This window comes from Neptuniibacter halophilus, assembly GCF_030295765.1.
In the GTDB taxonomy this organism is placed as follows: domain Bacteria; phylum Pseudomonadota; class Gammaproteobacteria; order Pseudomonadales; family Balneatricaceae; genus Neptuniibacter; species Neptuniibacter halophilus.
Genome location: NZ_AP027292.1, coordinates 2,319,485 through 2,342,709, shown reverse-complemented (window position 1 = coordinate 2,342,709; position 23,225 = coordinate 2,319,485). Strand labels below are relative to the sequence as shown.

General features: G+C 53.9%; 22 protein-coding genes. 9 read left to right on the top strand and 13 right to left on the bottom strand.

Features of this window, described 5'->3' with window-relative positions; all coding sequences use genetic code 11:
- Positions 1-2: 2 nt before the first annotated feature.
- The gene (gene ygfZ / locus QUD59_RS10870) at positions 3-1,019 is read left to right on the top strand and encodes a CAF17-like 4Fe-4S cluster assembly/insertion protein YgfZ (protein ID WP_286237009.1); all 1,017 of its coding nucleotides are present in this window, start codon (positions 3-5) and stop codon (positions 1,017-1,019) included.
- A 68-nt stretch (positions 1,020-1,087) separates the two neighbouring features.
- Here ygfZ and ung read toward each other — a convergent pair whose 3' ends face one another.
- The 8 genes from ung to QUD59_RS10830 all read right to left on the bottom strand — a co-directional run bounded on the left by ung (position 1,088) and on the right by QUD59_RS10830 (position 10,906).
- On the bottom strand, positions 1,088-1,780 hold the full coding sequence (ung, locus tag QUD59_RS10865; protein WP_286237008.1) for a uracil-DNA glycosylase: 693 nt from the start codon (positions 1,778-1,780) through the stop codon (positions 1,088-1,090).
- A gap of 8 nt (positions 1,781-1,788) precedes the next feature.
- Complete coding sequence (locus tag QUD59_RS10860) at positions 1,789-2,229, bottom strand: hypothetical protein (protein WP_286237007.1); 441 nt, start codon at positions 2,227-2,229, stop codon at positions 1,789-1,791.
- Between the two features lie 48 nt (positions 2,230-2,277).
- Complete coding sequence (locus tag QUD59_RS10855; protein ID WP_286237006.1) at positions 2,278-4,032, bottom strand: putative bifunctional diguanylate cyclase/phosphodiesterase; 1,755 nt, start codon at positions 4,030-4,032, stop codon at positions 2,278-2,280.
- Positions 4,029-6,671, bottom strand: coding sequence for a GAF domain-containing protein (locus QUD59_RS10850; RefSeq protein ID WP_286237005.1), 2,643 nt, complete (start codon positions 6,669-6,671; stop codon positions 4,029-4,031). Before QUD59_RS10850 ends, QUD59_RS10855 begins: the two co-directional genes overlap by 4 nt.
- Before the next feature lie 322 nt (positions 6,672-6,993).
- Positions 6,994-8,496, bottom strand: a complete 1,503-nt coding sequence (lysS, locus tag QUD59_RS10845; protein WP_286237004.1) for a lysine--tRNA ligase — start codon at positions 8,494-8,496, stop codon at positions 6,994-6,996.
- A gap of 31 nt (positions 8,497-8,527) precedes the next feature.
- The gene (prfB, locus tag QUD59_RS10840) at positions 8,528-9,622 is read right to left on the bottom strand and encodes a peptide chain release factor 2 (RefSeq protein ID WP_286237002.1); all 1,095 of its coding nucleotides are present in this window, start codon (positions 9,620-9,622) and stop codon (positions 8,528-8,530) included.
- A 377-nt stretch (positions 9,623-9,999) separates the two neighbouring features.
- A complete protein-coding gene (gene fldB / locus QUD59_RS10835) occupies positions 10,000-10,521 on the bottom strand; it encodes a flavodoxin FldB (RefSeq protein ID WP_286237001.1) in 522 nt (173 codons plus the stop codon).
- A 61-nt stretch (positions 10,522-10,582) separates the two neighbouring features.
- Positions 10,583-10,906, bottom strand: a complete 324-nt coding sequence (locus QUD59_RS10830) for a phasin family protein (protein WP_286237000.1) — start codon at positions 10,904-10,906, stop codon at positions 10,583-10,585.
- Between the two features lie 157 nt (positions 10,907-11,063).
- On the opposite strand from QUD59_RS10830, the gene gloA reads away from it, so the two are divergent.
- From gloA to QUD59_RS10800, 6 genes are all read left to right on the top strand, one after another.
- Positions 11,064-11,456: a lactoylglutathione lyase gene (gene gloA, locus QUD59_RS10825; protein WP_286236999.1), complete on the top strand. Its 393-nt coding sequence runs from the start codon at positions 11,064-11,066 to the stop codon at positions 11,454-11,456.
- Positions 11,457-11,461: 5 nt separating this feature from the next.
- Positions 11,462-12,148 carry a two-component system response regulator CreB gene (creB, locus tag QUD59_RS10820; RefSeq protein ID WP_286236998.1) on the top strand — a complete coding sequence of 229 codons (687 nt, stop codon included), beginning with the start codon at positions 11,462-11,464 and terminating at the stop codon, positions 12,146-12,148.
- Complete coding sequence (gene creC / locus QUD59_RS10815; RefSeq protein ID WP_286236997.1) at positions 12,145-13,602, top strand: two-component system sensor histidine kinase CreC; 1,458 nt, start codon at positions 12,145-12,147, stop codon at positions 13,600-13,602. Before creB ends, creC begins: the two co-directional genes overlap by 4 nt.
- A gap of 50 nt (positions 13,603-13,652) precedes the next feature.
- The gene (creD, locus tag QUD59_RS10810) at positions 13,653-14,999 is read left to right on the top strand and encodes a cell envelope integrity protein CreD (RefSeq protein ID WP_286236996.1); all 1,347 of its coding nucleotides are present in this window, start codon (positions 13,653-13,655) and stop codon (positions 14,997-14,999) included.
- A 274-nt stretch (positions 15,000-15,273) separates the two neighbouring features.
- Positions 15,274-16,071: a tetratricopeptide repeat protein gene (locus tag QUD59_RS10805; RefSeq protein ID WP_286236995.1), complete on the top strand. Its 798-nt coding sequence runs from the start codon at positions 15,274-15,276 to the stop codon at positions 16,069-16,071.
- Between the two features lie 242 nt (positions 16,072-16,313).
- A complete protein-coding gene (locus tag QUD59_RS10800) occupies positions 16,314-16,781 on the top strand; it encodes an RDD family protein (protein WP_286236994.1) in 468 nt (155 codons plus the stop codon).
- Between the two features lie 39 nt (positions 16,782-16,820).
- Here QUD59_RS10800 and lptG read toward each other — a convergent pair whose 3' ends face one another.
- Together lptG and lptF are read right to left on the bottom strand one after the other, a co-directional pair.
- Positions 16,821-17,909 (bottom strand): LPS export ABC transporter permease LptG, encoded by a 1,089-nt coding sequence (gene lptG / locus QUD59_RS10795; RefSeq protein WP_286236993.1) that lies wholly within the window; start codon positions 17,907-17,909, stop codon positions 16,821-16,823.
- The gene (gene lptF, locus QUD59_RS10790; RefSeq protein ID WP_286236992.1) at positions 17,906-19,030 is read right to left on the bottom strand and encodes an LPS export ABC transporter permease LptF; all 1,125 of its coding nucleotides are present in this window, start codon (positions 19,028-19,030) and stop codon (positions 17,906-17,908) included. Before lptF ends, lptG begins: the two co-directional genes overlap by 4 nt.
- A gap of 181 nt (positions 19,031-19,211) precedes the next feature.
- Here lptF and QUD59_RS10785 point away from each other — a divergent pair, with 181 nt between their 5' ends.
- The gene (locus QUD59_RS10785; protein ID WP_286236991.1) at positions 19,212-20,708 is read left to right on the top strand and encodes a leucyl aminopeptidase; all 1,497 of its coding nucleotides are present in this window, start codon (positions 19,212-19,214) and stop codon (positions 20,706-20,708) included.
- Positions 20,709-20,714: 6 nt separating this feature from the next.
- Positions 20,715-21,146, top strand: coding sequence for a DNA polymerase III subunit chi (locus QUD59_RS10780; protein ID WP_286236990.1), 432 nt, complete (start codon positions 20,715-20,717; stop codon positions 21,144-21,146).
- A gap of 134 nt (positions 21,147-21,280) precedes the next feature.
- On the opposite strand, the gene QUD59_RS10775 is transcribed toward QUD59_RS10780, so the two are convergent.
- The 3 genes from QUD59_RS10775 to QUD59_RS10765 form a co-directional block, all read right to left on the bottom strand.
- Positions 21,281-21,622, bottom strand: a complete 342-nt coding sequence (locus QUD59_RS10775; RefSeq protein ID WP_286236989.1) for a four helix bundle protein — start codon at positions 21,620-21,622, stop codon at positions 21,281-21,283.
- Between the two features lie 93 nt (positions 21,623-21,715).
- Positions 21,716-22,804, bottom strand: a complete 1,089-nt coding sequence (locus QUD59_RS10770) for a PrnB family protein (RefSeq protein WP_286236988.1) — start codon at positions 22,802-22,804, stop codon at positions 21,716-21,718.
- Between the two features lie 111 nt (positions 22,805-22,915).
- Entirely contained in the window at positions 22,916-23,077 is a 162-nt protein-coding gene (locus tag QUD59_RS10765) for a hypothetical protein (RefSeq protein ID WP_286236987.1), read from the bottom strand.
- Positions 23,078-23,225 lie beyond the last annotated feature (148 nt).

Below are 23,225 nucleotides of genomic sequence, written 5' to 3'. Positions count from 1 at the left end.
CAATGAGCACTCTGATTAACCTGCTAGAAGAACAAGGTATTACCCTCAACCCTGAAAAAAACGCAGTGCTGAGCCACAGCAACCGCACCACTCAGGTCATCCCGCTGATTCACCAGCGCGTACTTTCTGTAAAAGGCCCCGATACGGAGAAATTTCTTCAGGGTCAGTTGACCTGCGATATGCAGCAGGTATTCAGCCGTGGCAGCTGCCTTGGCGCCCACTGTAATATTAAGGGCCATATGCTGAGCCTGTTCCGTGTAATCAAAGCCGCTGACGATGCCGTCTGGCTACGTATGAACCACGAGATCTTTGACACAGCGGTTAACAACCTGAAGAAGTACATTATCTTCTCCAAAGCCGAAGCAACTGAAGTCTCCGACACACTCAGCGGCGTAGGCATTACCGGCCCGGGTGCAGAAGCCTTAATCGAGAAACTGTTCGACCGGGCCCCCAGTGAAGATGATGGCACCCTTTCACTGAGCAATGGCCGGGTAGTCCGGGTTCCGGGCAATCGGTTTGAAATCTGGATGGAGAGCGAAAGCCTTTGCGAAATCCTCAGACACCTGCCTGACGAAGTCGCCATCGGCGCTACGGATAACTGGCTGCTGAGCGAAATCGATGCGGCAATTCCCGATCTCTACAGCGCGACTCAGGAAGCGTTTATCCCGCAGATGACCAACTTCCAGGCGCTGCGTGGTGTCAGCTTCAATAAGGGCTGCTATACCGGTCAGGAGATTGTGACCCGGCTGCAGCATCGTGGCCAGCTCAAGAAACCGATGTATCTGGCAGAGATCAGCAGCGACAAACGCCCGTTACCCGGCACAGCCATCAGCAGCCCGGACAAACCCAACGCCGGTCTGGTCGTCATGGCAGCTCCCTGCGGAGAAAATCGTTATCGCCTGCTGGCGGTCATCACCAAGACACTGGCAGAAGCAGGTGATCTGCAGATTGGCAGCGCCGCGCTGGAACTGCAAACCCTGCCCTACCCGCTCGACCCCAAACTGTTTGAGCCGAAATAATCGAGCACCACAGAATACCGGCGCTGTAGTCACTGTGCCGGTATTCAGCTCTGCTTTTCCCTACTGAGCTATTCAGAATCAGGCTGCGCGGGTAACTGCCACTGAATCGGTTCCCGGCCGACACTTTGCAGGTACTGATTAGCCTGACTGAAGTGCTGACAGCCCAAAAAACCACGATGCGCGGATAACGGAGAGGGGTGCGGAGCTTTCAGAACCAGATGCCGGTCAGCGTCGATCGTGGCGCCTTTTTTCTGGGCGTAACTCCCCCAGAGCATAAACACCACATGCTCACAATGCCGGTTAATCAGACTGATCACCTGATCGGTAAACAGCTCCCAGCCTTTACCCTGATGTGACCCGGCCTGACTCTGCTCAACGGTAAGCACACTGTTCAGCAGCAACACGCCCTGCCTTGCCCAGCTCTCCAGATAACCGTGACTGACCGGTTCAATATCCAGATCAGCTTTAAGCTCTTTGTAGATATTAACCAGCGAGGGGGGAACTTTTATCCCGGGCAACACCGAGAAGCACAAACCATGTGCCTGCCCCGGCTGGTGATAGGGATCCTGCCCAAGAATGACCACCCTGACCTGATCCAGCGGTGTTACTTCCAGTGCACGAAACCAGTTATCCGAGGGCGGATAAATAATCTTGCGCTCTGCTTTCTGCTGTTGCAGAAAAGCCTCGAGCTGCTGCATGTAGGGCTGCTCAAACTGTTCCGCCAGCGCTGCCTGCCAGTCGGGTGCGTGTTCTAGTGCCATCGTTGACCTTATCCGCCACAATCCTTTATTTCACCGGGCATTAACTCAACAGGATCGAGAATTACCCGGCGATGCCAGAGGGAATAATACCTCAGTCGGCCCGGGGCATGGGAGACGATAGCGGAAATGATAATCGCCAGAAGATAGATCACCGCATTGGGCTGATCAAACCACCAGATCAGCGTCGACAGCAGCAGCAATTTGATGCCGATCGCGGTGCCACGCATCTGAATTAACCATATCGGATGACTGTAAATCTCCATGGCAGCCATCAGCAACCCGCTGATAATCGTCAGCAGAAGGAAGGGCAACCAGCTCTCCGGCGGTTGCTTATAGAGGTGCGCACCCGCGAGGCCAGCCATGCCGATCAGGTGAAGCGTGCGCAGGCTGATACTCAACCAGCGTTTATGAGGTATCTCGCGCTTTTCGATAGTGAACAACCTATTCATCACCCTATTGTAGCGACAAATGATGTCCAACAACCATGCGCGGTTCGGTTAACTGACCAAAGAGCTGTATAACGGCGTAAAAACCCGATTATGCAGTTCATCTTCGACCAGCGGGGGCGAGAGGAAGTACCCCTGAATCAGGTGACAACCGATCCGCCGCAGAAGCTCCAGCTGAGCGGCTTGCTCAACCCCTTCGGCGACCGTTTTAAAGCCAAAATGACCGGCCATAGATATTACGGTTTCGACCAGACGCTGATCCTGCAAACTGTTATGCAATTCACGCACAAACGACCGGTCTATCTTCAACACCGAGACCGGCAACGCTTTCAGGTACGACAGGGAAGAGTAGCCTGTACCAAAATCATCAATGGCGATGCCGACTCCCGCGCGATTGAGCTGGCTCAACTGGTCAGAGGCCATCTGCATGTTTTTCATCAGACCGGATTCGGTCACCTCAACTTCAACCCTTTCAGCGGGTATTCCGAAGCGAACGATCTGTTCTTCTAGGCGGATTGCAAAATCCTCCTGCATCAGTTGATTGGCAGACACATTAATGGCCAGTGAAAAATCCTCGGGAACCAAACGCTTACTGCGCCAACGGCTCAGGCAACCCAATGCCTGCTGAATGACCCAATTTCCCAGCTCAATAATCTCGCCACCGGATTCTGCCAGAGGAATAAACTCAGCCGGTGAAACCCAGCTAAACTCGGCGCTGTTCCAACGCAGTAACACCTCTGCCCCAACCATATAGCCACTGTTCAGATCCACCTTAGGCTGAAACATCAGGCTCAGTTCCCGCCGGGCCACCGCCTGCTTCAGGGCTTCATGCACCCGCCCTGAGCGGGTTAAGGCATGATCAATTTCCAGTGCATATTCCCGGCTGCGCCCCTGCTGTTCAGGCAAAGCCAGGGCAGCCATTCTCATCAGTTGCTCCGGAGAATGATCACCACGGGAATGAGCGATACCAATTTTGACCTGAACATGCAGTTGCCGGCTCTGCACCCAGAAGGGTTTATTAAACTGCTGCAGTAACTGCTGCGAACGTTGCTCAGCGTCACCATTCACCTGGCTCTGATCGACCAGCACCCAATCTGAACTACTCCAGACCCCAAGCAGATCACTCCCGTTCACCTGCCGGTTCAGGCGCTCAGAGATCAGGTTGACCAGCTCCTCCGCGGCTGAAAGCCCATGCAACATGGCGGCCTGTTCCACCCCCTGCACCGAGATCATGTAGACAACGACAGGTTGCCGGTTCTGCCGGGTCTGTTGCAGCATTTCGAGCAGCGCCCGCCGATTGGGTAAGGCCGTTGCAGGATCCTGCCGTGAAAGCTTCTCCAGCTCCACCGTGCGCTGGCGTACTAGCGTCTCCATCAGTTCAGCCCGCGCCCGGTATTCCATTTTCAGCGAATTCCGCTGAAGTATATTCCGGATGCGCTGCATCACTTCCTGATGATTAAACGGTTTCGTCAGAAAGTCATGCGCCCCCAGAGACAGAGCCTGATGACGGGTATCCTCATCTATCTGGGCCGTCAGAAAGATCACCGGCGGCATATCAGCACCCAGTGACTGCATTAACCTTTTCATCAGTTCCAGACCATTGAGCCGCGGCATCCGCACATCCAGCAGGATCAGATCCGGCCGGTTTTCAATCACCCGCTGTTCCACCTGCAGAGGCTGGGTGATCCCTTCGATCTTCCGGTACCCCTCATCTTCCAGTAATACCTGCAACAACTGCACATTAACCGGATTATCGTCCACGATCATAATGGCGGCAGTCATGCAGGTTGAAGCCGTAACGTTCATTGCTGCGCGCTCCCGGATAACAGGTGGCGGATGGTCCGGGTCAACCGGGTGATATCCAGCGGCTTAGTCAGGTACGCGGCAAAACCTGCCGTACTGGCCTGCCGGCGCTCCTGTTCTGTTACGCCTGCAGTCACGGCAACAATGGGCACATGCTCAGTCAAAGGGTTATTTTTCAGGATCGTTTGCGCGCTGATTCCACACATACCCGGCAGATCAATATCCATTAATATCAGCGCAGGCGGCTGTTCCAGCGCCTTTTCAATTCCCTGCTCCGCGTCAGGGGCACAGCACAATGCGCAATAATCCAGCTCGGCAAACACTGCCTCCATCAGGCTTCGGTTGGCAGGATTATCTTCGATATACAGAACCCGGTGTACGCCTTCTACATCTGCAGTCAGCGCACTTTCCGGCATCTCCGCAGCTTCCTGCAGGGCACACAGATGATCCGTCCCCGGCAGTTCAAACCAGAACTCACTGCCCCCTTCCGGGTTCGCTTTAACGCCAATATCACCGCCCATCAGGGTTACCAGTTTATGAGTCAGGGCCAGCCCGACGCCCGTGCCCTCGATCGGGCCGGACTCCGCGCCAAGACGATTAAAGGGCTGAAAAAGCAGATTGAGCTTTTCCTCGGGTATTCCCACACCAGTATCCTGAACCTTAATCCTGAGCTGTTTACCCCTCTCTTCGCAGGAGAAGCTCACCTCCCCGCCGAGGCGGTTATATTTGATCCCGTTGCTCCCCAGATTCAGGAGTATCTGCTTAACCCGGATGTAATCCGCAAATATCAGCCGTTCGTTCAGGCACGGGTGAGCAACCAGCGTTACCTGATACTGCTCTGCCATGGGCTGCAGCAGCTCACAGACTTCGGCACAGATCTTGTTGACCTCGATCGACTGCGGAGACAGATGCATATAACCTGACTCAATTGAGGCCAGATCCAGCACTTCATTAATCAGATCCAGCAGGTGCTGCCCGCTTTGCCGGATCTGCTCAACCTGACATAGCTGCGGCTGCGCAAGGGGGTCTTTGCCAAACTGCAGCAACTGCGCAAAACCAAGAATCGAGTTCAGGGGTGTACGCAACTCATGGCTCATGGAGGAAAGAAACTCGGTTTTCGCCTTATTCGCCTGCTCAGCCTGTTCACGCGCTCCCTCGAGACCCTGCATAAATTCAGCCTGATGATTTAACTGCCGATAAAGATTGATCAGCAGTGCACAGGTCGATGTAAACGGTTGCAACCACTCCACCATTGAAAGGTCATAATCCTCATCTGCGTTGGCCACTGCATACATCCCAATCACCTCGCCACGATCAATGATCGGCACCCCGATATAGCGGTTTAACACGGGATGGCCCGGCGGCATATCACCCTGTTTGGCGTCATTCAGCAGGTCATTGCTCAGAACCACCTCACCACCGGCAAAGACCCGTCCCAGCATGCTCTCCGGATTGGTAAGCTGCATATCACCGCTCACCAGCTTCGCCATAAGCTGTTTGGATTCCTCATTCCATGACAGATCAGTCACTGCATGAACCTTCAGAGTCGGCTGCCCCTCCCTGCTCTGCACTTCGCCGATCAGGGCATACTGACTACCAGTCAGTTCGACCAGCGCATTTTTAAGAAACCCCCATAAAGTGTTTCCTGACAACAACGCATGATAATCTGTCAGTCCCTGATGCAGCACACGCAGCAGGGCACGCTCCTTATGCTCCCGCTCGCGGGCGCTGTATACATCCCGGAGATCTGACAGAATGCCGATAAATTCCCGGCTCTCCTTCTGCTTCTGCCCACTCGGGTACACCACCTCACTCACCGCCAGATGCACCGGTATTTCATACCCTTCCCGATGCAGCGCAGAAACCTCCCGACCTTTCCCGATAACCCGGGCCCGGCCGGTTTTCATATAACTGTTCATATAACGGGCGTGCTCACAGGCCCACTTTTCAGGCATGAGCATCTCTATTCGGCGCCCGATCAGCTCTTCGGGTTTGTACCCCAGCAGCGTCTCAACCGACGGGTTGACCTCCAGCATAATCCCCGCAAAGTTCGTCCTGATAATTCCCGCACCGGCCCCTTCAATAATCGCCCTATACCGGGCACTGCTGCGAAATTTACCCTCCATATCCTTCAATAACTGCTGCCTCTGTCCATGCATCAACAACATCTGCTCGGCTTGCTTTGCCAGCATCTTCAGGTGCTCCAGCGCTGCATCAGACAGAGTCCGCGGCTGGTAATCAATAACATTCAAGGTTCCCAGCACATACCCTTTAGGTGAGCAAAGGGGTATACCTGCATAAAAGCGTATGCAGGGCTCATCCGTTACCAGTGAGCTATCCCTGAAGCGCCAGTCAAGTTGCGCATTCTCTACAATCAATGGTTCAGCGGTCGCCACCACATAGGAACAGAACGAGAGATGTCGCCCCGCCTGACTGATCTCCAGACCAAAACGCGACTTAAACCAGAGCCGGTCATCATCAACCAGAGACACCAGCGCAGTTGGCATATCAAAGATGCCTGAGGCCAGTTCAGTGAGATTATCGAAGCACTCTTCAGGCGGGGTATCGAGTATTTCAAGACGCTGTAACTCGATCAGTCTTTGAGCTTCATAAGATTCCGTAGAAGGCAGGAGTTGAGACATAAGCCAGTTACCTCAGATAAACAACTTTTACTATCTGACTTAATGGATTGTTGGCGCAGCCATTAAAAACAAAAGCCAAATAACTGCAAAAAATTATAGTCCTTGTATTAGGTATGTCTACTCCTTCCCTGCAATTTTCAAACAAAGAACAAGCCCTGTTTGGTACCAAACAGATATAAAAATTAATAAATTCAGAGAGATAAATTTGAAGATATGAACAAAAAAGAAACAGATTTACCCGAAAAGGGAAAGATGAATCGAGGAGAGGATGATCGGTTGGAACGCTCGCCGCCCCGACGGGGCGACGAGAGTAAATGGCGGATTAACCGCGCGGGCGCATCGCCGGGAACAGAATGACGTCACGGATCGACGGAGAATCAGTAAACAGCATTACCAGACGGTCGATACCAATACCTTCACCAGCGGTCGGTGGCAGACCGTATTCCAGTGCGTTGATGTAGTCGGCATCGTAGTGCATCGCTTCATCATCACCCGCATCCTTTTCAGCAACCTGCTGCTGGAAACGTTCCGCCTGATCTTCAGAGTCGTTCAACTCGGAGAAACCGTTCGCCAGTTCACGACCACCAACAAAGAACTCAAAGCGGTCAGTTACGAACGGGTTATCGTCGCTGCGACGCGCCAGCGGAGAGACTTCGGTCGGGTATTCGGTGATAAAAGTCGGCTGCTGCAGACGATGCTCAACGGTCTTCTCGAAGATCTCAATCTGCACCTTGCCCAGCCCCCAGCTATCCTTAACATCGATATCCAGACGTTGCGCAATCTGTCGCGCGGCGTGCTCATCAGCCAGTGCTTCAGCCGTGATATCTTCGTTAAAGTGAAGAATAGAATCGAACACACTCAGACGCAGGAACGGCTTAGAAAGATCGTATTCGAAGGTTTCCAGCACATCGCCCGCTTCGTTACGCACGGTGTTAACGATCGTAGTGGTACCCAGAACATCCTGTGCAACCGTGCGCAGCATATCTTCGGTCAGATCCATCAGATCACGGTAATCGGCGTAAGCCTGGTAGAACTCGATCATCGTAAACTCAGGATTGTGACGAGTCGACAAACCTTCATTACGGAAGTTACGGTTGATCTCGAACACGCGCTCAAAGCCACCGACCACAAGACGCTTCAGGTACAGCTCAGGCGCAATACGCAGGTACATATCGCGGTCCAGCGCATTGTGGTGAGTGATAAACGGACGCGCAGATGCACCACCGGGAATCACCTGCAGCATCGGGGTTTCTGCCTCGATGAAGCGACGCTCAGTCAGGTAGCTGCGAATACCGGAGACAATCCGGGAACGGGTTTCAAAAACCTTACGTGATTCGTCATTGGTGATCAGATCAACATAACGCTGGCGATAACGGATCTCAGTGTCCTGCAGACCCTTATGCTTATCTGGCAGCGGGCGCAGGTTTTTGGTCAGTAGCTGGTATTCACCCATATCAACGTACAGGTCGCCTTTGCCGGACTTGTGCAGCACACCGGTAACACCGATGATATCGCCCAGATCCAGGCTTTTCGCAAACTTGCGCGCTTCTTTGTTCACATAGAACTGAACCCGGCCGGTCATATCCTGAATGACACCAAAGGCACCGCGGTTCAGCATCACACGTCCGGCGATGCTTACCTTGATAGCCGCAGCTTCCAGCTCTTCCTTACTCTTATCGCCATATTCTGCCTGCAGGTCCTGGGCATAGCTGTCACGACGGAAAGTATTCGGGAACGCGTTACCCTCTTCACGCAGGGCGCTCAGTTTTTCCCGGCGCTCCGCAATCAGGCGGTTATCATCTTGTTTCTGAGTGTTATCAGACATCGGTGTGGTAAACCTTTAGTTTGTGAAATTCTTACAGGCCCGCTTTCAGGCTGGCCTCAATAAACAGGTCCAGATCGCCATCCAGAACCTTATCGCAGTTGGAGCTCTGCACATTGGTACGCAGATCCTTGATCCGCTGATCGTCCAGAACGTAGGAACGAATCTGGCTGCCCCAACCAATATCAGCTTTAGAATCTTCCAGCTCCTGTGCCGCTTCGCTGCGCTTCAGCATCTCCATCTCATAGAGTTTCGCGCGCAGTTGCTTCATACAGGTATCTTTGTTCTGATGCTGAGAACGCTGACTCTGACTCTGCACCACAATGCCGGACGGCTCATGGGTAATACGTACCGCAGATTCGGTTCGGTTGACGTGCTGACCACCGGCACCGGAAGCACGGTAAACATCGACACGCAGATCCGCCGGGTTGATCTCGATCTCAACGTTGTCATCGATCTCTGGAGAGACAAACACGGAAGAGAAGGAGGTATGACGACGACCACCTGAGTCAAACGGTGATTTACGTACCAGACGGTGAACCCCGGTCTCAGTGCGTAACCAGCCAAACGCGTACTCACCTTCAAACCGGATCGTTGCTGATTTAATACCCGCCACATCACCGGCTGAACATTCCAGCAGCTCGGTTTTGAAACCTTTGCTTTCACCCCAGCGCAGATACATACGCAGCATCATCTCGGCCCAGTCCTGTGCCTCAGTACCGCCGGAACCCGCCTGAATATCCAGAAACGCATTGTTCGGATCCGCTTCGCCGGCAAACATGCGACGGAACTCGAGCTGCTGAAGCTTCTCGACCATTTTCGCCACATCCGCTTCCACCTCGGCTACGGTGTCGGCATCGTCCTCTTCCACCGCCATATCCAGCAGGTCACGAGTGTCTTCAACCCCGGCGGTCAGCTCATCAATCGTGCCGACAACGCCCTCCAGTGTGGAGCGTTCTTTACCCAGTTGCTGTGCATATTCAGGGTTATCCCAGACAGCCGGATCTTCCAGCTCTCGGGTCACCTCTTCGAGGCGTTCCTGCTTGCCTTCGTAATCGAGAAAACCACGTAGTGCTTCGGTGCGCTCACTGATGTCTTTCAGGGCGTTGAGAATCGGATTAATTTCCATGATATAAGATCGGTAGCTGGCTGTTAGAAAAAGGGCAGTATTTTAGCGAAATTACGCCCATAACACTACCAGTTTAACCAGATATCCTGAGTTAATTCCGTGCCGCAGATTCCGGCAAAGGGGCTCATTACAGAAGGGGCCGACCAGACACGGATGGATCAGAAAACATTCAGAATTCACGGATTGCAGCGCCGCCTTTCAGCCTCCCGGGGTGGAGGCAATCGCGGTTGCCTGAGGGCGCCTTAAGGTGTCTGAAGGTAAGTAAAAGAGAGTAGCGTTTTCAACTGAGCAAGATAAAACGGCTCAGGGCCCGGCCACTGATGCCCGAAGTCAGCCGCGGGCATCGCCACCTCAACAGGTCACACCGGGAAGTACGGTCAATTAATACCAAACTCCTGCATCACCTGCTGACACCATTTTTCAACCCGCTCATCTGTTTCGCTACGCTGACAATCTTCGTCGATCGCCAGACCCACAAACTGCTGATGGTCCGCCGTCAGCGCTTTGGACGCTTCAAAATTGTAGCCCGCAACCGGCCAGTAGCCTTTAAGCTGAGCACCACGGGCCTGCAGTTTATCGTGCAACAGCCCCATCGCATCCAGAAACCACTCGGCATAGCCAATCTGGTCTCCCAGACCGAACAGCGCACAAGGCTTGCCCTGCAAATCCAGTTGATCCAACTGATCCCAGAGATCCGCCCAATCTTCCTGCAACTCGCCAAAGTCCCAGGTCGGAATACCGAGGATCAGGTAATCATAACTCTCAATATCGCCGACACCATCGGCCGCAACATCGATTCGCTGTACCCGGTCAAAGCCGATCTTTTCGGCAATCAGCTCGCCAACGGCTTCCGTATTCCCCGTTGTCGAGCCATAAAACAAACCTATTGGTGCAATCATTCCACAATTCCAGAGACACAAAAAAAAGCAGCCACCGGCTGCTTTTTAACAAACATGATACTTACTTATTAAATGCATCGAAGGTGGAGTGAGCCATATCTTCAATCTCCGCCCGCGCATCCTGCAACGCTTTTAAATTCTGTTCACTGGTATTTTTCAGGGTATCTTCCAGCTCTTTGGCATAGCTGCGCTGCAGCTCAATCAGATCACTCGCGGACTGGCACTTCTGCATCTCTTTGGTCTGCTGAATGGTCGCTTCAATGCAGGATTTTGTACACGCCATCTGCTGTCGCGTCAGCTCCTCCAGCATCTTGGTCTGAATATTTACCAGCTCTTTGAAAGGCCCCATAGAATCCGTTATTTTTTTATTCATATCTTGGAACATAGTCACCACCTTCCCTCGCACCCGGGATCTCCACCCGACTCATTTCCGGGCATCTGCAGGATTTCTTGATCAGTATCATTATAATAGAGCACGCTGCCACGGCAATGGCAAAGCAGAACGCAATGATACCAAAAACTGATTCCAAGGATGCTTAAAGATGCGCCTTTTACACACAATGCTTCGCGTGACTGACCTGGAGCAATCGATTGAGTTTTATACCCAGCTCATGGGCATGCAACTGCTGCGACGTAAAGACTATCCGGAAGGCCGCTTCACTCTGGCTTTTCTGGGTTACGGTGACGAATCAGAAAACACCGCTCTGGAGCTGACCCACAACTGGGACACTGATCATTATGATCTCGGCAATGCGTATGGCCATATCGCCATCGAGGTAGACGACGTCTACGCCGCCTGTGATGCGATCAAAGCAAAGAACGGCGAAGTGGTACGTGAAGCCGGCCCAATGAAACATGGCAACACCGTGCTCGCTTTTGTTAAAGACCCGGACGGTTATATGATCGAACTGCTCGGCACCAAGCGCAACGATTAAGCGACGTGTCTCACTCGCAAGGCCATATTCTGGTGGTCGAAGACGAACCCAGTATTGCCGACAATATCGTTTTCGCGCTTCAGCTTGACGGCTTCAGCAGCCAGCATCACCTGCTCGCTGCTGACGCACTGAACGCTCTGAGACAGCAGCCGGCCGATCTGGCTATTATTGATGTCGGCCTGCCGGATTTCAGTGGCTTTGATCTGTGCCGCCAGATTCGCCAGTTTTCAGATATTCCGATTATTTTCCTTACCGCAAGGGGTGACGAAGTAGACCGCATTCTGGGGCTGGAACTCGGCGCCGATGACTATGTCACCAAGCCGTTCAGTCCAAGGGAACTCAGCACCCGGGTAAAAGCCATTTTGCGACGGGTCGGCAGTAACGGAAATCCCGCTGGCCGGGGCGCCTTATGGCATGACCCACGTCGGGCAGGCATTTATTACCATCAGCAAAAACTCGATCTGACCCGGATCGAATACCTGTTGCTGAGCCTGATGATCAGACACCCTGAACAGGTATTCAGCCGTGAACAACTGATGCGTGCAGCCTGGGATCACCCGGAGCACAGTCTGGAGCGGGCAGTCGATACCCATATAAAAGCCCTGCGCGCCAAACTTAAAGCCGTTATCCCTGAACAGTCGCCGATCAAAACCCATCGCGGTCTGGGTTACAGCCTGGAGCAACCGGAGTGAAATTCGGCCTGAAGCTATTTCTCGCCTACTTCGCCATCCTCGGCCTCGGTGTCTATTTTTTTCTTAACTCTATGCTGCTGGAGATCAAACCGGTTCTGCGGCAATCGATGGAAACCGCCCTGATCGACAGTGCAAACCTGCTGGCCGAACTGGTAGCCCCACCGAGTGCCGACCAGCCGATCCGGATAGAACGGTTACAGCCTGCGGTCAGCAATACCCTGCAGCGCCCAATCAACGCCACCATCTGGAGTCACAAGCAGCAACAGACAGAGCTGCGGATCTATATCACCAATCGCCTCGGCCGGGTGATCTACGATTCTGAAAACCGCGATCCCGGCGCGGATTACTCCCAATGGAACGATGTGTACCTCACCCTGAAGGGGCAGTACGGAGCACGCAGCACGCAGGAAGACCCGAATAATAAGTTCAGCACCGTCATGTATATAGGAGCCCCGATATACAGCCAGCAGGATGGCCAGAAAACACTGGTCGGGGTTCTCAGTGTCGGCAAACCCAATGTGAGTGTTGAACCGTTCTGGCAACTGGCGCGGGATAACCTGCGCTCAAAAGGGTTATGGCTGCTGTTGATTGCTGCCATCGCCGGTGCGCTTTTGGCCACCTGGCTTAGCCTGAACATTCATCGTCTGGTGGAGTATGCCCGCAAGGTGAGTCGCGGTGACCCCGGCAAAGCCCCGAAACTTAGCGACCCTGATCTGGCCCGACTGGCCAGCGCCATGGAGGAGATGCGTCGGGCCCTCGACGGAAAAGAGTATATTGAAGATTACACCCTGACCCTGACCCATGAGCTGAAAAGCCCCCTGACCGCGCTTCAGGGCGCTGCCGAACTGATCACACTCGCCACAGATGAACCTATGCGCCAGCAACTGGCCAGCAATATTCAGCAACAAACGGAACGCTTACGGGCACTGGTAGATCAGGTTCTGGCGCTGGCCCGGCTGGAAAACCAGCACCGCCTGCAGCAAGCGGTGCCGATTCAACTGGAGACGCTCGTGCGACAGGAGTCTGAGCAACTGAGCATCCGTTTACAGCAGCAAGCGATCCGCCTGCAACAGAGCCTGAGCCCGGTCAGGCCCGTTCAGGGTGATCCGCTGCTGCTGGCTCAGGCGATCCGGAGCCTGCTTGAGAATGCGCTGGACTTCAGCCCCCGGCACAGTGAAATTCAGTTGCAACTGAAACAGAACGATCAGGGCCCGCAACTGATCATCAGTGATCAGGGCAGTGGCATTCCGGATTATGCCCTGCCTCGCATCTGGCAACGCTTTTACTCACTGCCTCGTCCGGATAGCGGACAGAAAAGTACCGGGCTCGGACTGAGCTTCGTACAGCAGATTGCACAACTTCACAGTGCCGATATCAGCCTCAGGAACCAGCCCGGCGGTGGCGTTCAGGCCTGTCTGCAATTTCACACAGAAAACACACATTCACCACACTGAGCACACACAATCGCGGGTTAGCCTGAAGGAAATTCGATTGGAGCCCGCTTATGTCAAAACGTATCACACTGAAACTTATCCTCATCGGCATCCTTGCCCTGTTCCTCTGGATACCTCTGCTACTGGTGCAGAATGTAATCTATGAGCGCATGGATTATCGCGCTCAGGTGACCCGGGATATCGCCAGCAAATGGACCGGTCAGCAGACCCTTTCCGGCCCGGTCATCCGGATCCCCTGGCAGCTCAGTTATCTTGAAACCAGCTGGGATGACAAAAACCAACAGAACCTGCAGCACCGGAAAACCCTGCATGGCCAGTACCTGCTGCTGCCTGAACAGCTCAGCAGCGAAGCCGTGATCAGCAACAGCACCCGCCACCGCGGTATTTATCAGATACCGGTATACCGCGGAGATGTGCAGATGAGTGCGGCCTTTTCCGCTGCCGAACTACAGCAACATCAGGCACAACTTGAGAAGAAATATCAGGGCCAGCTTACCTGGGGGACGCCAGAACTGTTGTTGCTGATCTCCGATATGCGAGGCATCACCAGCCAGCCCACGGCTACCTGGCAAGGCACCCCCTTGCAGTTCAGCGCGGGCAGCGGGATGAAAGCCGCCACACAGGGTATTCATACCGAACTACCGGTTACCGATCTGACCGGAGAGCTGGAACTGAGCCTGTCTCTGCGCGGAATGGAACAGCTTCTGCTGACCCCTACGGCGGCAAACAGCACCATTAAGATGCAATCAGACTGGCCTCACCCCAGTTTTAGCGGACGCCATCTGCCCGAATCTTATGAAGTTGACGACAATGGCTTCACAGCCCTGTGGCAAACATCACCTTTTTCCGCTGACCTGCGCAGCGTGCTGAACGCTTGCTCCCAGGAGAACTATTGCGACCTCAGCAGCCAGTCGGTCGGAGCTGAGTTCATCGACCCTGTGGATATGTATGCGCAGGCTGAGCGCTCACTAAAATACGGACTGCTGTTTATTGCCGTCAGCTTTATGTTGTTCTTTCTTTTTGAGGTACTAAAAAAACTGCCGATCCACCCCATCCAGTACGGCATGGTGGGGCTGGCGCTGGCCCTGTTCTACCTGCTCCTGATCTCGCTGAGCGAACACATTGCGTTTTATCAGGCTTACCTGATCGCAACGCTGGCCTGCTGCGGATTGCTGGCGGTCTATCTGAGCGCAGTGCTGAAGAGCCTGTGGCGTGGCTGCGGCTTTGCAACAGGTCTGGCCGCCCTGTATGGCCTGCTTTATATGATCATCTCTGCCGAAGGGTTTGCTCTGCTGATGGGATCTTTCCTGATCTTCTCCTGTCTGACCCTGTGCATGCTCGCCACCCGCCAGATCGACTGGTACCAGGTCAATCCCGATCCACGCCCCAAAGCCTGACTCATGCCCCGCCCCGCGATGGCGGGGCAATAGGTGTATTTATTATGCATCTTATGTAAAATTGACCCACCGCAAAAGAAGCGGACATTGGCTAGTGCCGGCACCGGCACATCGGATAGAATGAAACTGCTAATTTAGATAAACCTAAATTAACAAGATAAACAAACCTTCTGATACTGCGGATTAATCGTTCAGAGAGTGAACATTTATCGTCCGATTTAGTTATAATCGTCGGCCTCTCTCGAACCCTAACTCATTTAATGGGCGTTACTCGATGAAGAAACAGATTCTTTTTGCAGCAAGCCTGATGCTCAGCGTCAGCGCAACCAACCTGATGGCCGCTAATCTGGGAAAAGGTAGTGCCGCCTTCGATAAACAGGATTATGCCACCGCATTTAAAGAGCTGAACCCACTGGCAAAAGAGGGTGATCCGGATGCGCTGAACCTGGTCGGGCAGATGTACGAAAATGGCTGGGGCGTTGATAAAGATGAGGAAAAAGCGGTTCGTTTCTATAACCGTGGCGCGTCCATGGGTCATTTAGGCAGCGTAAACAGTCTCCGTGTTTATAAAGACAAAGGCTACAGGGTTGAACTGGAAACCGTGCGCCCGGCCGCCGAATCCGGCGACGCTCAGGCACAGAACCGTCTTGGCGAGATGGCTGAATTCGGTTACGGCATGCAGCGTGACCCGAATCAGGCTTTCCAGTGGTACCAGAAAGCCGCAGAGCAGGGATACGTTGCTGCTGAGCACAACATCGGCCGCTGCTACAACTTCGGCACTGGCGTAGCACAGGATTTCAGCGCTGCTGAAGAGTGGTACCGTAAGGCCGCCAAAAAAGGTCATACCGATGCCATGTTCTTCCTCGGCACACTCTATTCCAACAACCATGGCAGCCAGCAAGATCAGGACACCAACATCCTCGCTTATGCGTGGATGCACAATGCCGCCCTGCTGGGTAACCCAACCGCCATTGCCATCGAGAAGCGGCTGGTCATGAAACTCGACGCGGCTCAGTTGGACAGCGCCAAAGCACTGGCTGAGGAGTACCGCCAGACTTACGTTGGCCAGTAATCCAGCAGCATCAGCTTACTAAAGGCGATCATCAGGTCGCCTTTTTTGTTGCCCGGCCGGACAGATCTCGCGATTCTGGCGTTAACTCCGTGTTTGATAGTAATATCGGCCCTGCACAGCATCCGATTCAGCACTTAACTGAACGCCCGACAGCAAACACCCCGGTTCAGATAACCGAGGGTCAGATAACCGGCCTGCCGTGCTGATATTCACCCAAACCCCGACTGAAAACCTTGTTACCTATGAACCGATCCTTTAAAGAAACCTACGACGATATCCAGATTGCTTCCCCACTGCGTCGTGTCGGTGCCTTTGTTTATGACATGTTACTGATCATCGCCCTGCTGATGGTCTCCTCCGGGTTGATGCTGACCCTGAATGATGGCGAAGCGATGGATAAAAGCGGCTACTTTGCACTGTATCAGTCCGCTCTTTTTATTCTGGTCTACCTATACCTTGCCTATTTCTGGATGCGTAATGGGCAGACGCTGGGCATGCTGGCGTGGCGTTTGCGGGTGCAGACCACGGAAGGACAGCGCCTGAACTTCACCCAGTGCCTGCTGCGTTATCTGGTCGGCATTATTTCGCTGATCCCCTGTGCTGCCGGCTTTCTCTGGATGTTTATTGATAAGCAGAAGATGACCTGGCATGACCGGGCCTCAGGTACTCACGTCGTGCAACTACCCAAAAACGCTAAGATTCTTGAATAAAAAAACCCCTCTCAGAGGGGCTTTTTTATGACTCACATATTACCGGGCACGATTGAGTAACCAGAACCCGACCCCGATACAGACGAGTATCGGAATCAACACCGCAATAAAAGGTGAGAAGCCGAATACGGTACTGGTCGGCCCGAGAATATCCTGACTGAGTTTGAATGCCAGTCCGACAATAATCCCGGTAATCAGACGCTGCCCCAGGGTTACACTGCGCAACGGACCGAAAATAAAGGAAACGGCCACCAGCACCAGCGCAAAAATCGCCAGCGGCAACAGCACCTTGGTCCAGAATGCGACCCGGTACTGAGCCGATGCCAGCCCCTGCTCAGTCAGATAATCACTGTACGCCAGCAAACCGCTGATTGAGAGATTACCGGGCTTAACCATCACCACCCGCAGCAACTCCGGTGTCAGACCACTCTGCCAGACTTCACGCTCAACCTGAGCCGTGCGGATCGCCTCTGCCGCCGGATCCGCCGCCCCACGCACTTCAGGGAAACGGGTTTCACGAATATCAGTAAGCACCCACTCACCATTTTCGTAATGTCCACTGCGAGCAAAGCTGGAACGCGCCAGACTCAGATCCTCATTAAACTCATAACGGGTGATACCCCGCACTGAACCATCCGGTATCACCGCATTGATATGCAGGAAGGTCATATTATCCCGATGCCAGACCTTACTCGCATTGTGGATCGCGGCATTCCCGGTTCGCATCACCTGACGATGACTCTGTGCCTGTTGTTCGGTGTGAGGTACCACAAACTCCCCCAGCCCCAGAGCCAGAACGATAATCAGCAGCACCGGTTTCATCACAGACACCACGATGCCCAGCGTCGACACACCCGCGGCCCGCATCACCGTTAACTCAGAACTGGAAGCCAGAATCCCCAGCCCCAGCAGACAACCGATCAGGCTCGACAGAGGAATAAATTCATACAGCCGGCGTGGCAGTGTCAGCAGTACATATTTAACCGCAGCAGCAAAGGTGTAATCGCCCTGCACATCTTTAAGTTCTTCAACCAGCGCAAACAGCATATCCAGCCCTGCCACCACCAGCAGAACCACCAGAAAACCGCCGAGTACATGACGGGCAACATAAAGATCAAGCAGCTTCATGAGGACTTTCTCCCCGGCAGTCGCAGCCGTAAGGTCGGCATAGGAATCTGGTTATAGAGGCGGCTCCAGAAACGCCCGAACAGAATCATATTGACCGCCAGCGCGGCAAACAGCAGATGTATCATCCAGATCGCCATGGGCGAACTCTCCCCCTCACTGACCTGACTGGTGGTATTACTCAGCAGCGTCAGGTAGGTGAGGTAGATCAAGATAGAAGGCACCAGCCGGGCAAAGCGCCCCTGCCGTGGATTGACCCGGCTCAGCGGCACCGCCAGCAGCGTCACCACCAGCGCCAGCACCGGCAATGACAAACGCCAGTTCAACTGCGCCCGGTGACCTGGCTGATCAGAGACCCAGAGCGCCGCGGTGGGCAGTGCTTCAATCTTGTCATAGCGAATCGCCTGATTACGCCGCTCAATTTCAGTGCCGTAGCGTTCAAAGCCCAGTTCCTGATAGTCCGCCAGCCCCGGAACACCTTCGTACCGGTAGCCGTTTTCCAGTACCAGAAAGCGCTGCTCACGCTCAGTATCCAGCATGGTAGAGCCCGTTTCAGCCAGAGTAATCTGCAGACGCTTCGTGGATTTATTCCGATCCGCCATAAACACCAGCCCCAACTGACCACCGGCACTGACCTCATCGGTATAGGTGACACGGGAGCTATTCTCTTTTTGCTGAAAGCGCCCCGGCACCAGACTTTCAAGCTCACTGCGACTTTCCTGCTGATCAAAAATCAGATTGGTCTGGGCCGCGCCATAGGGTGCGAGGTAAACCGACAGTATCCCTACCACGATCGCCACCAGCAGGGCCGGCCCCATGGAATAAGCCAGCAAACGTTTCTGACTCATGCCGCAGGCTTCCAGCACCGTCATCTCACTCTCGAGGTAGAGACGGCCGTAACCCAGCAGAAACCCGAGAAACAGACCCAGTGGCAGGATCAGCTCAAGAAACCCCGGCAGGCGGTAGCCCATAATGGCCATCAGCACATTCGGGTCGAGTTCACCCGCGGCAGCCTGACTGAGGTATTTAACAAAACGGCCGCTCATAATGATGACCAGCAACACCGAACTCACTGCCAGCATACTGAGCAGGACTTCCCGCGCTAAATAGCGAAAAACGATCACACTATATCCTTGCGAAAACTGTTACCGGCAGCAAAATGGTTTATATTATTCAGCCTTACAGCGGATCAGCCAGTGTAAAACCAGGTGCCGGGTTATATCGACATAAAACATACCGGCATTATCCTTGAATCCGCCACCTTTGTCTCGTTTATAGGGCCACGGGCCCGAGTTTGGAGCTAACATGGATTTTGAAATCGTCAGCGGTGATATTCCCTCTCTGGAAACTGAATGTCTGGTAGTAGCCATCGAAGCGGATGGTGCGTTGTCCCCGGCCGCAACCGCTGCGGATCAAGCCAGTAACGGCTACCTCAGTGAAATTCTCAATGGCGGCGATATCAGCGGTAAAACCGCTCAGACTCTGCTACTGCACAAGGTACCGGGACTGACAGCAAAACGGGTACTGCTGCTCGGCGTCGGTAAAGAGGACGACCGTAACAACCGCAACTTCCGCAAAATCATCAAGTCTGCGATGGGCGTGGTTAAAAGCACCGGTATCAGCAGCGTCACTTTTGCTCTGGACGCGCGCCTGACAGACGATGCCGATCTGTACCGTGAACTGCGTCATCTGGTGGAGTGGTCCGGTAACGAACTCTACAACTACGACGAAACTAAAAGTAAAAAAGCGGATCCGCTGAAACTGGAACAGATTGCGATTCATGTCAGCGAAAACGATTCAGACCTCGCCGAAACCGCCCTACTGGACGGCACCGCCATTGTTAATGGCACCAGCATTGCCCGTGATCTGGGGAACCTGCCCGGCAACATCTGCACCCCGACCTATCTGGCTGAGCAGGCACTGGAACTGGATGACGAGTTCGACGATCTGACCACCACCATCGTTGACGAAGAGGAGATGGCTGAGCTGGGTATGCACTGCCTGCTCTCCGTAGGCAACGGCAGCGAACAGCCATCTAAGCTGATCGTTATGGAGTACAAAGGCGGCGAAGAAGGTGACAAACCCCACGTACTGGTCGGTAAAGGGATCACCTTTGACACCGGCGGCATCTCGCTGAAACCGGGTGCCGGCATGGACGAGATGAAGTATGACATGTGCGGTGCCGCCAGCGTGTTTGGCGCCATGACCGCTATCTGTGAAATGGCCCTGCCAATCAACGTGGTCGGCATCGTAGCCGCTGCGGAAAACATGCCAAGCGGCCACGCCACCAAGCCGGGCGACATTGTGACTACCATGTCCGGTCAGACAGTTGAGATCCTCAACACTGACGCCGAAGGCCGTCTGGTACTCTGCGACGCCCTCACCTATGCCGGCAAATTTGAACCGGCTTCTGTTGTGGATATCGCGACCCTCACCGGCGCCTGCATTATCGCACTGGGTCATCATGCAACCGGCATCCTTGCCAACAATGACGAGCTGGCAGCAGAACTGATTCAGGCTGGCGAGCAGGCCGAAGATAAAGGCTGGCAGCTACCGCTGTGGGATGAGTTCCAGGAACAGTTGGATTCCAACTTTGCCGACATCGCCAACATCGGCGGTCGCCCGGCCGGCACCATTACCGCAGCCTGCTTCCTCTCCCGTTTCACCAAAGAGTACCGCTGGGCGCATCTGGATATTGCCGGCGTTGCCTGGAACAGCGGTGGTAAAGAGAAAGGCGCCACCGGTCGCTGCGTACCGATGCTGACCCAGTACCTGCTGAATCAGGCCGCTGAAGAGGAATAATCAGGCGTGACCAGTAAAGCTGACTTCTACGTTCTGCCTTCCAGCGATCCCGATGCCCGGGGTCGCTTTCTCTGCCGACTGGTAGAGAGGATTCGTGCACTGGAACATAAGATTTACATCCAGGCAGCCGATGAACCGGAAGCCAGACGACTGGATCAGTTGCTCTGGGAGTTTCGACCGGATGCGTTCATCCCCCACGCAATGGTGGGGGAACAGCCGGCCGCAGAAGTAGAGATCGGCTGGGCCGAACAACGCCCTTCGCATCAGGATGTGTTTGTAAATCTCAACCTCGAAATCCCCGAAGATGCTCTGCAGTTCGACCGGATTCTCGAAGTCGTTGTGCAGACAGACGACGTACTCAGCGCCACCCGTGCTAACTACAAACGCTATCAGAGCCAGAATATCCCCGTCGATATGCACGATATGCGTAAGCGATAGCCTGGGAGTGGGGGCGGTGCAATACGCTGCGCTATTGCACCCTACGGGCCAGGGGCTAACAGTCTGTGTGAACGGCCTTGAAGCCATAAGCATGTTCTGGCCAGCGAAGCGTCTGGCTCCTGGCAAGTCTGCATCTACCCTGACACTCGCTTTATAAGGGCACCCAACATTTTTTGAATCTGAGTAATCTCTTCAAGCCATAAGCCTGCCGTCTCATCCGGGATAAACCCAACCCGCTTACCTATCTGTATTTGAGTTTTCAGTTCTGCTCCTGAACCTCGGGCGTACAGCAGAAATTGCCGCTTTTCTTTGCGACCTCCTCGCTCATATCCCTCCGCAATATTACTGGGAATCGATAAACCACTGCGGGTTACCTGATCCTTAAAACCGTAATCCCGACAATGAGCCAACTCCAGATACAACTGACAACTTAGCCGACAGGAGCGTTTCCATACTTCCAGATTTTCATAACTCACAGGCACCTCCTTGTACCCAATCCAAGCCCCAATCCACCGGCAGACCGGCACTCTAGCAAGCGAAGCGTCTGGCCCCCAGCAGCCGAAGGCGCTCTAGCCCCTTTCTTTCTTATACCCCCGGGTTTCATCAATCAGGAACTTCAGCCAACGCAGATAAGGCGTGCCACCGGTACCCTGCTGATCATTACTGCGCCTTGCTATGTATTTAATGGCCCAGTGATAATGCACTTCACGGAAGTTTGCCATCAGCTCCAGTACGGCATCATACTTTTGCGCTTTAGCAATCGGTCGGAGATCCGGCATGGCCTTGACCTGCTCCAGCAATAACCGATGCGGCTTCGGCATATACTGACGCATATCCAGCAGATGGCGGGTGAGCCGGTTATCCTGATGCGGAATTTTCATCAGCTCCGTAAGCAACGGCATGACTGAGCTTTGCGCGCCGGTTTCTCCCCGAAAGCTGATCGGCTCCATCTTTACACTCTCGTAAACCACATCATGAAACTGGCCGATATAGGGACGAAAGCGGGAGAAATACAGCTCATCCGACATTTTCTCCGGTATTCGCTCAAGAACCTGAATGATCTCACCCAGCGCTGAAGCGATCTGATCCAGTGCCTCATCCACCTGAAACGGCCCGGGCTTACCCCCCAATTCCAGCACCGCTTTTAAAATCTGCGCAGCTTTCGCTTCAATCTCTACATGCACCAGAATAAACCAGTGCTCATCGTAAAGATGGACAAAGTTCTGCAGCGTATCGATATTTCCCAGCGCCACCGGCTTCTGCGGATCAAACCGACGCCAGTTATACAGGGCATAACCGTCGTAGCTGAGTATCGGCGGACGCTCCAGCAAAGCAGCGATTTTACACAGCGGACGTGCCAGATTGGCAGGCAGAGAGTGACAGGACGGCTGACCAATCTGATTAATATAACCCGATGCGATAAACCCCAGGCGCAGATAATAGAGGCATGCCTGAGGCCAGAGGTCGCCGGGAATATTCACGTAGGGCCATTCAGGAATATGAGCCCCGCGCAGGTAGTTCCGTGCATCCGGCTCCAGCAGCAGGCTTGGCAACATATGGCCGAGGCGGTCCAGTACCCGGTACGATTCACCCAGCTCCAGTTCAGTGGCAGGATCAACACAAGGCAAAAAACCGCGGTTGGCGTAACAGAGTTTCATGTTCGCCCCTCCGTATACAGAGATATCACTCAGTATAGTGATGATCTGCTGGAGGGTGCGGGCCGAACCTTCCGGATAGGACGTCAGCCCGCAACAGCGGGAAGGAATCGTTTACTCGCCAGATTTTTTAACCGGAGTTTGCACCCGGTAACCATTTTCATGGGCCAGATAGCCTGCGGCTGCACCCGCACCGGCCACCACCACGGCGGAACAACCCTGAATAAGCAGAAGGGAAACAATAAGCGTTGCTGTCGCTACAGTATTCGCTTTCATGGGATAAACTCCTTTATCAGCATAGTTACATGTCCACTTAGCCCGCCAGACTCCGGTAGACAACAAAGCCAACAGTTCGTTCAGTTTCCTGCAGCTCTGAGGAACTCACCCGCTGCTGAATCCGGCGAGTAAACTACTCGCCAGCCGT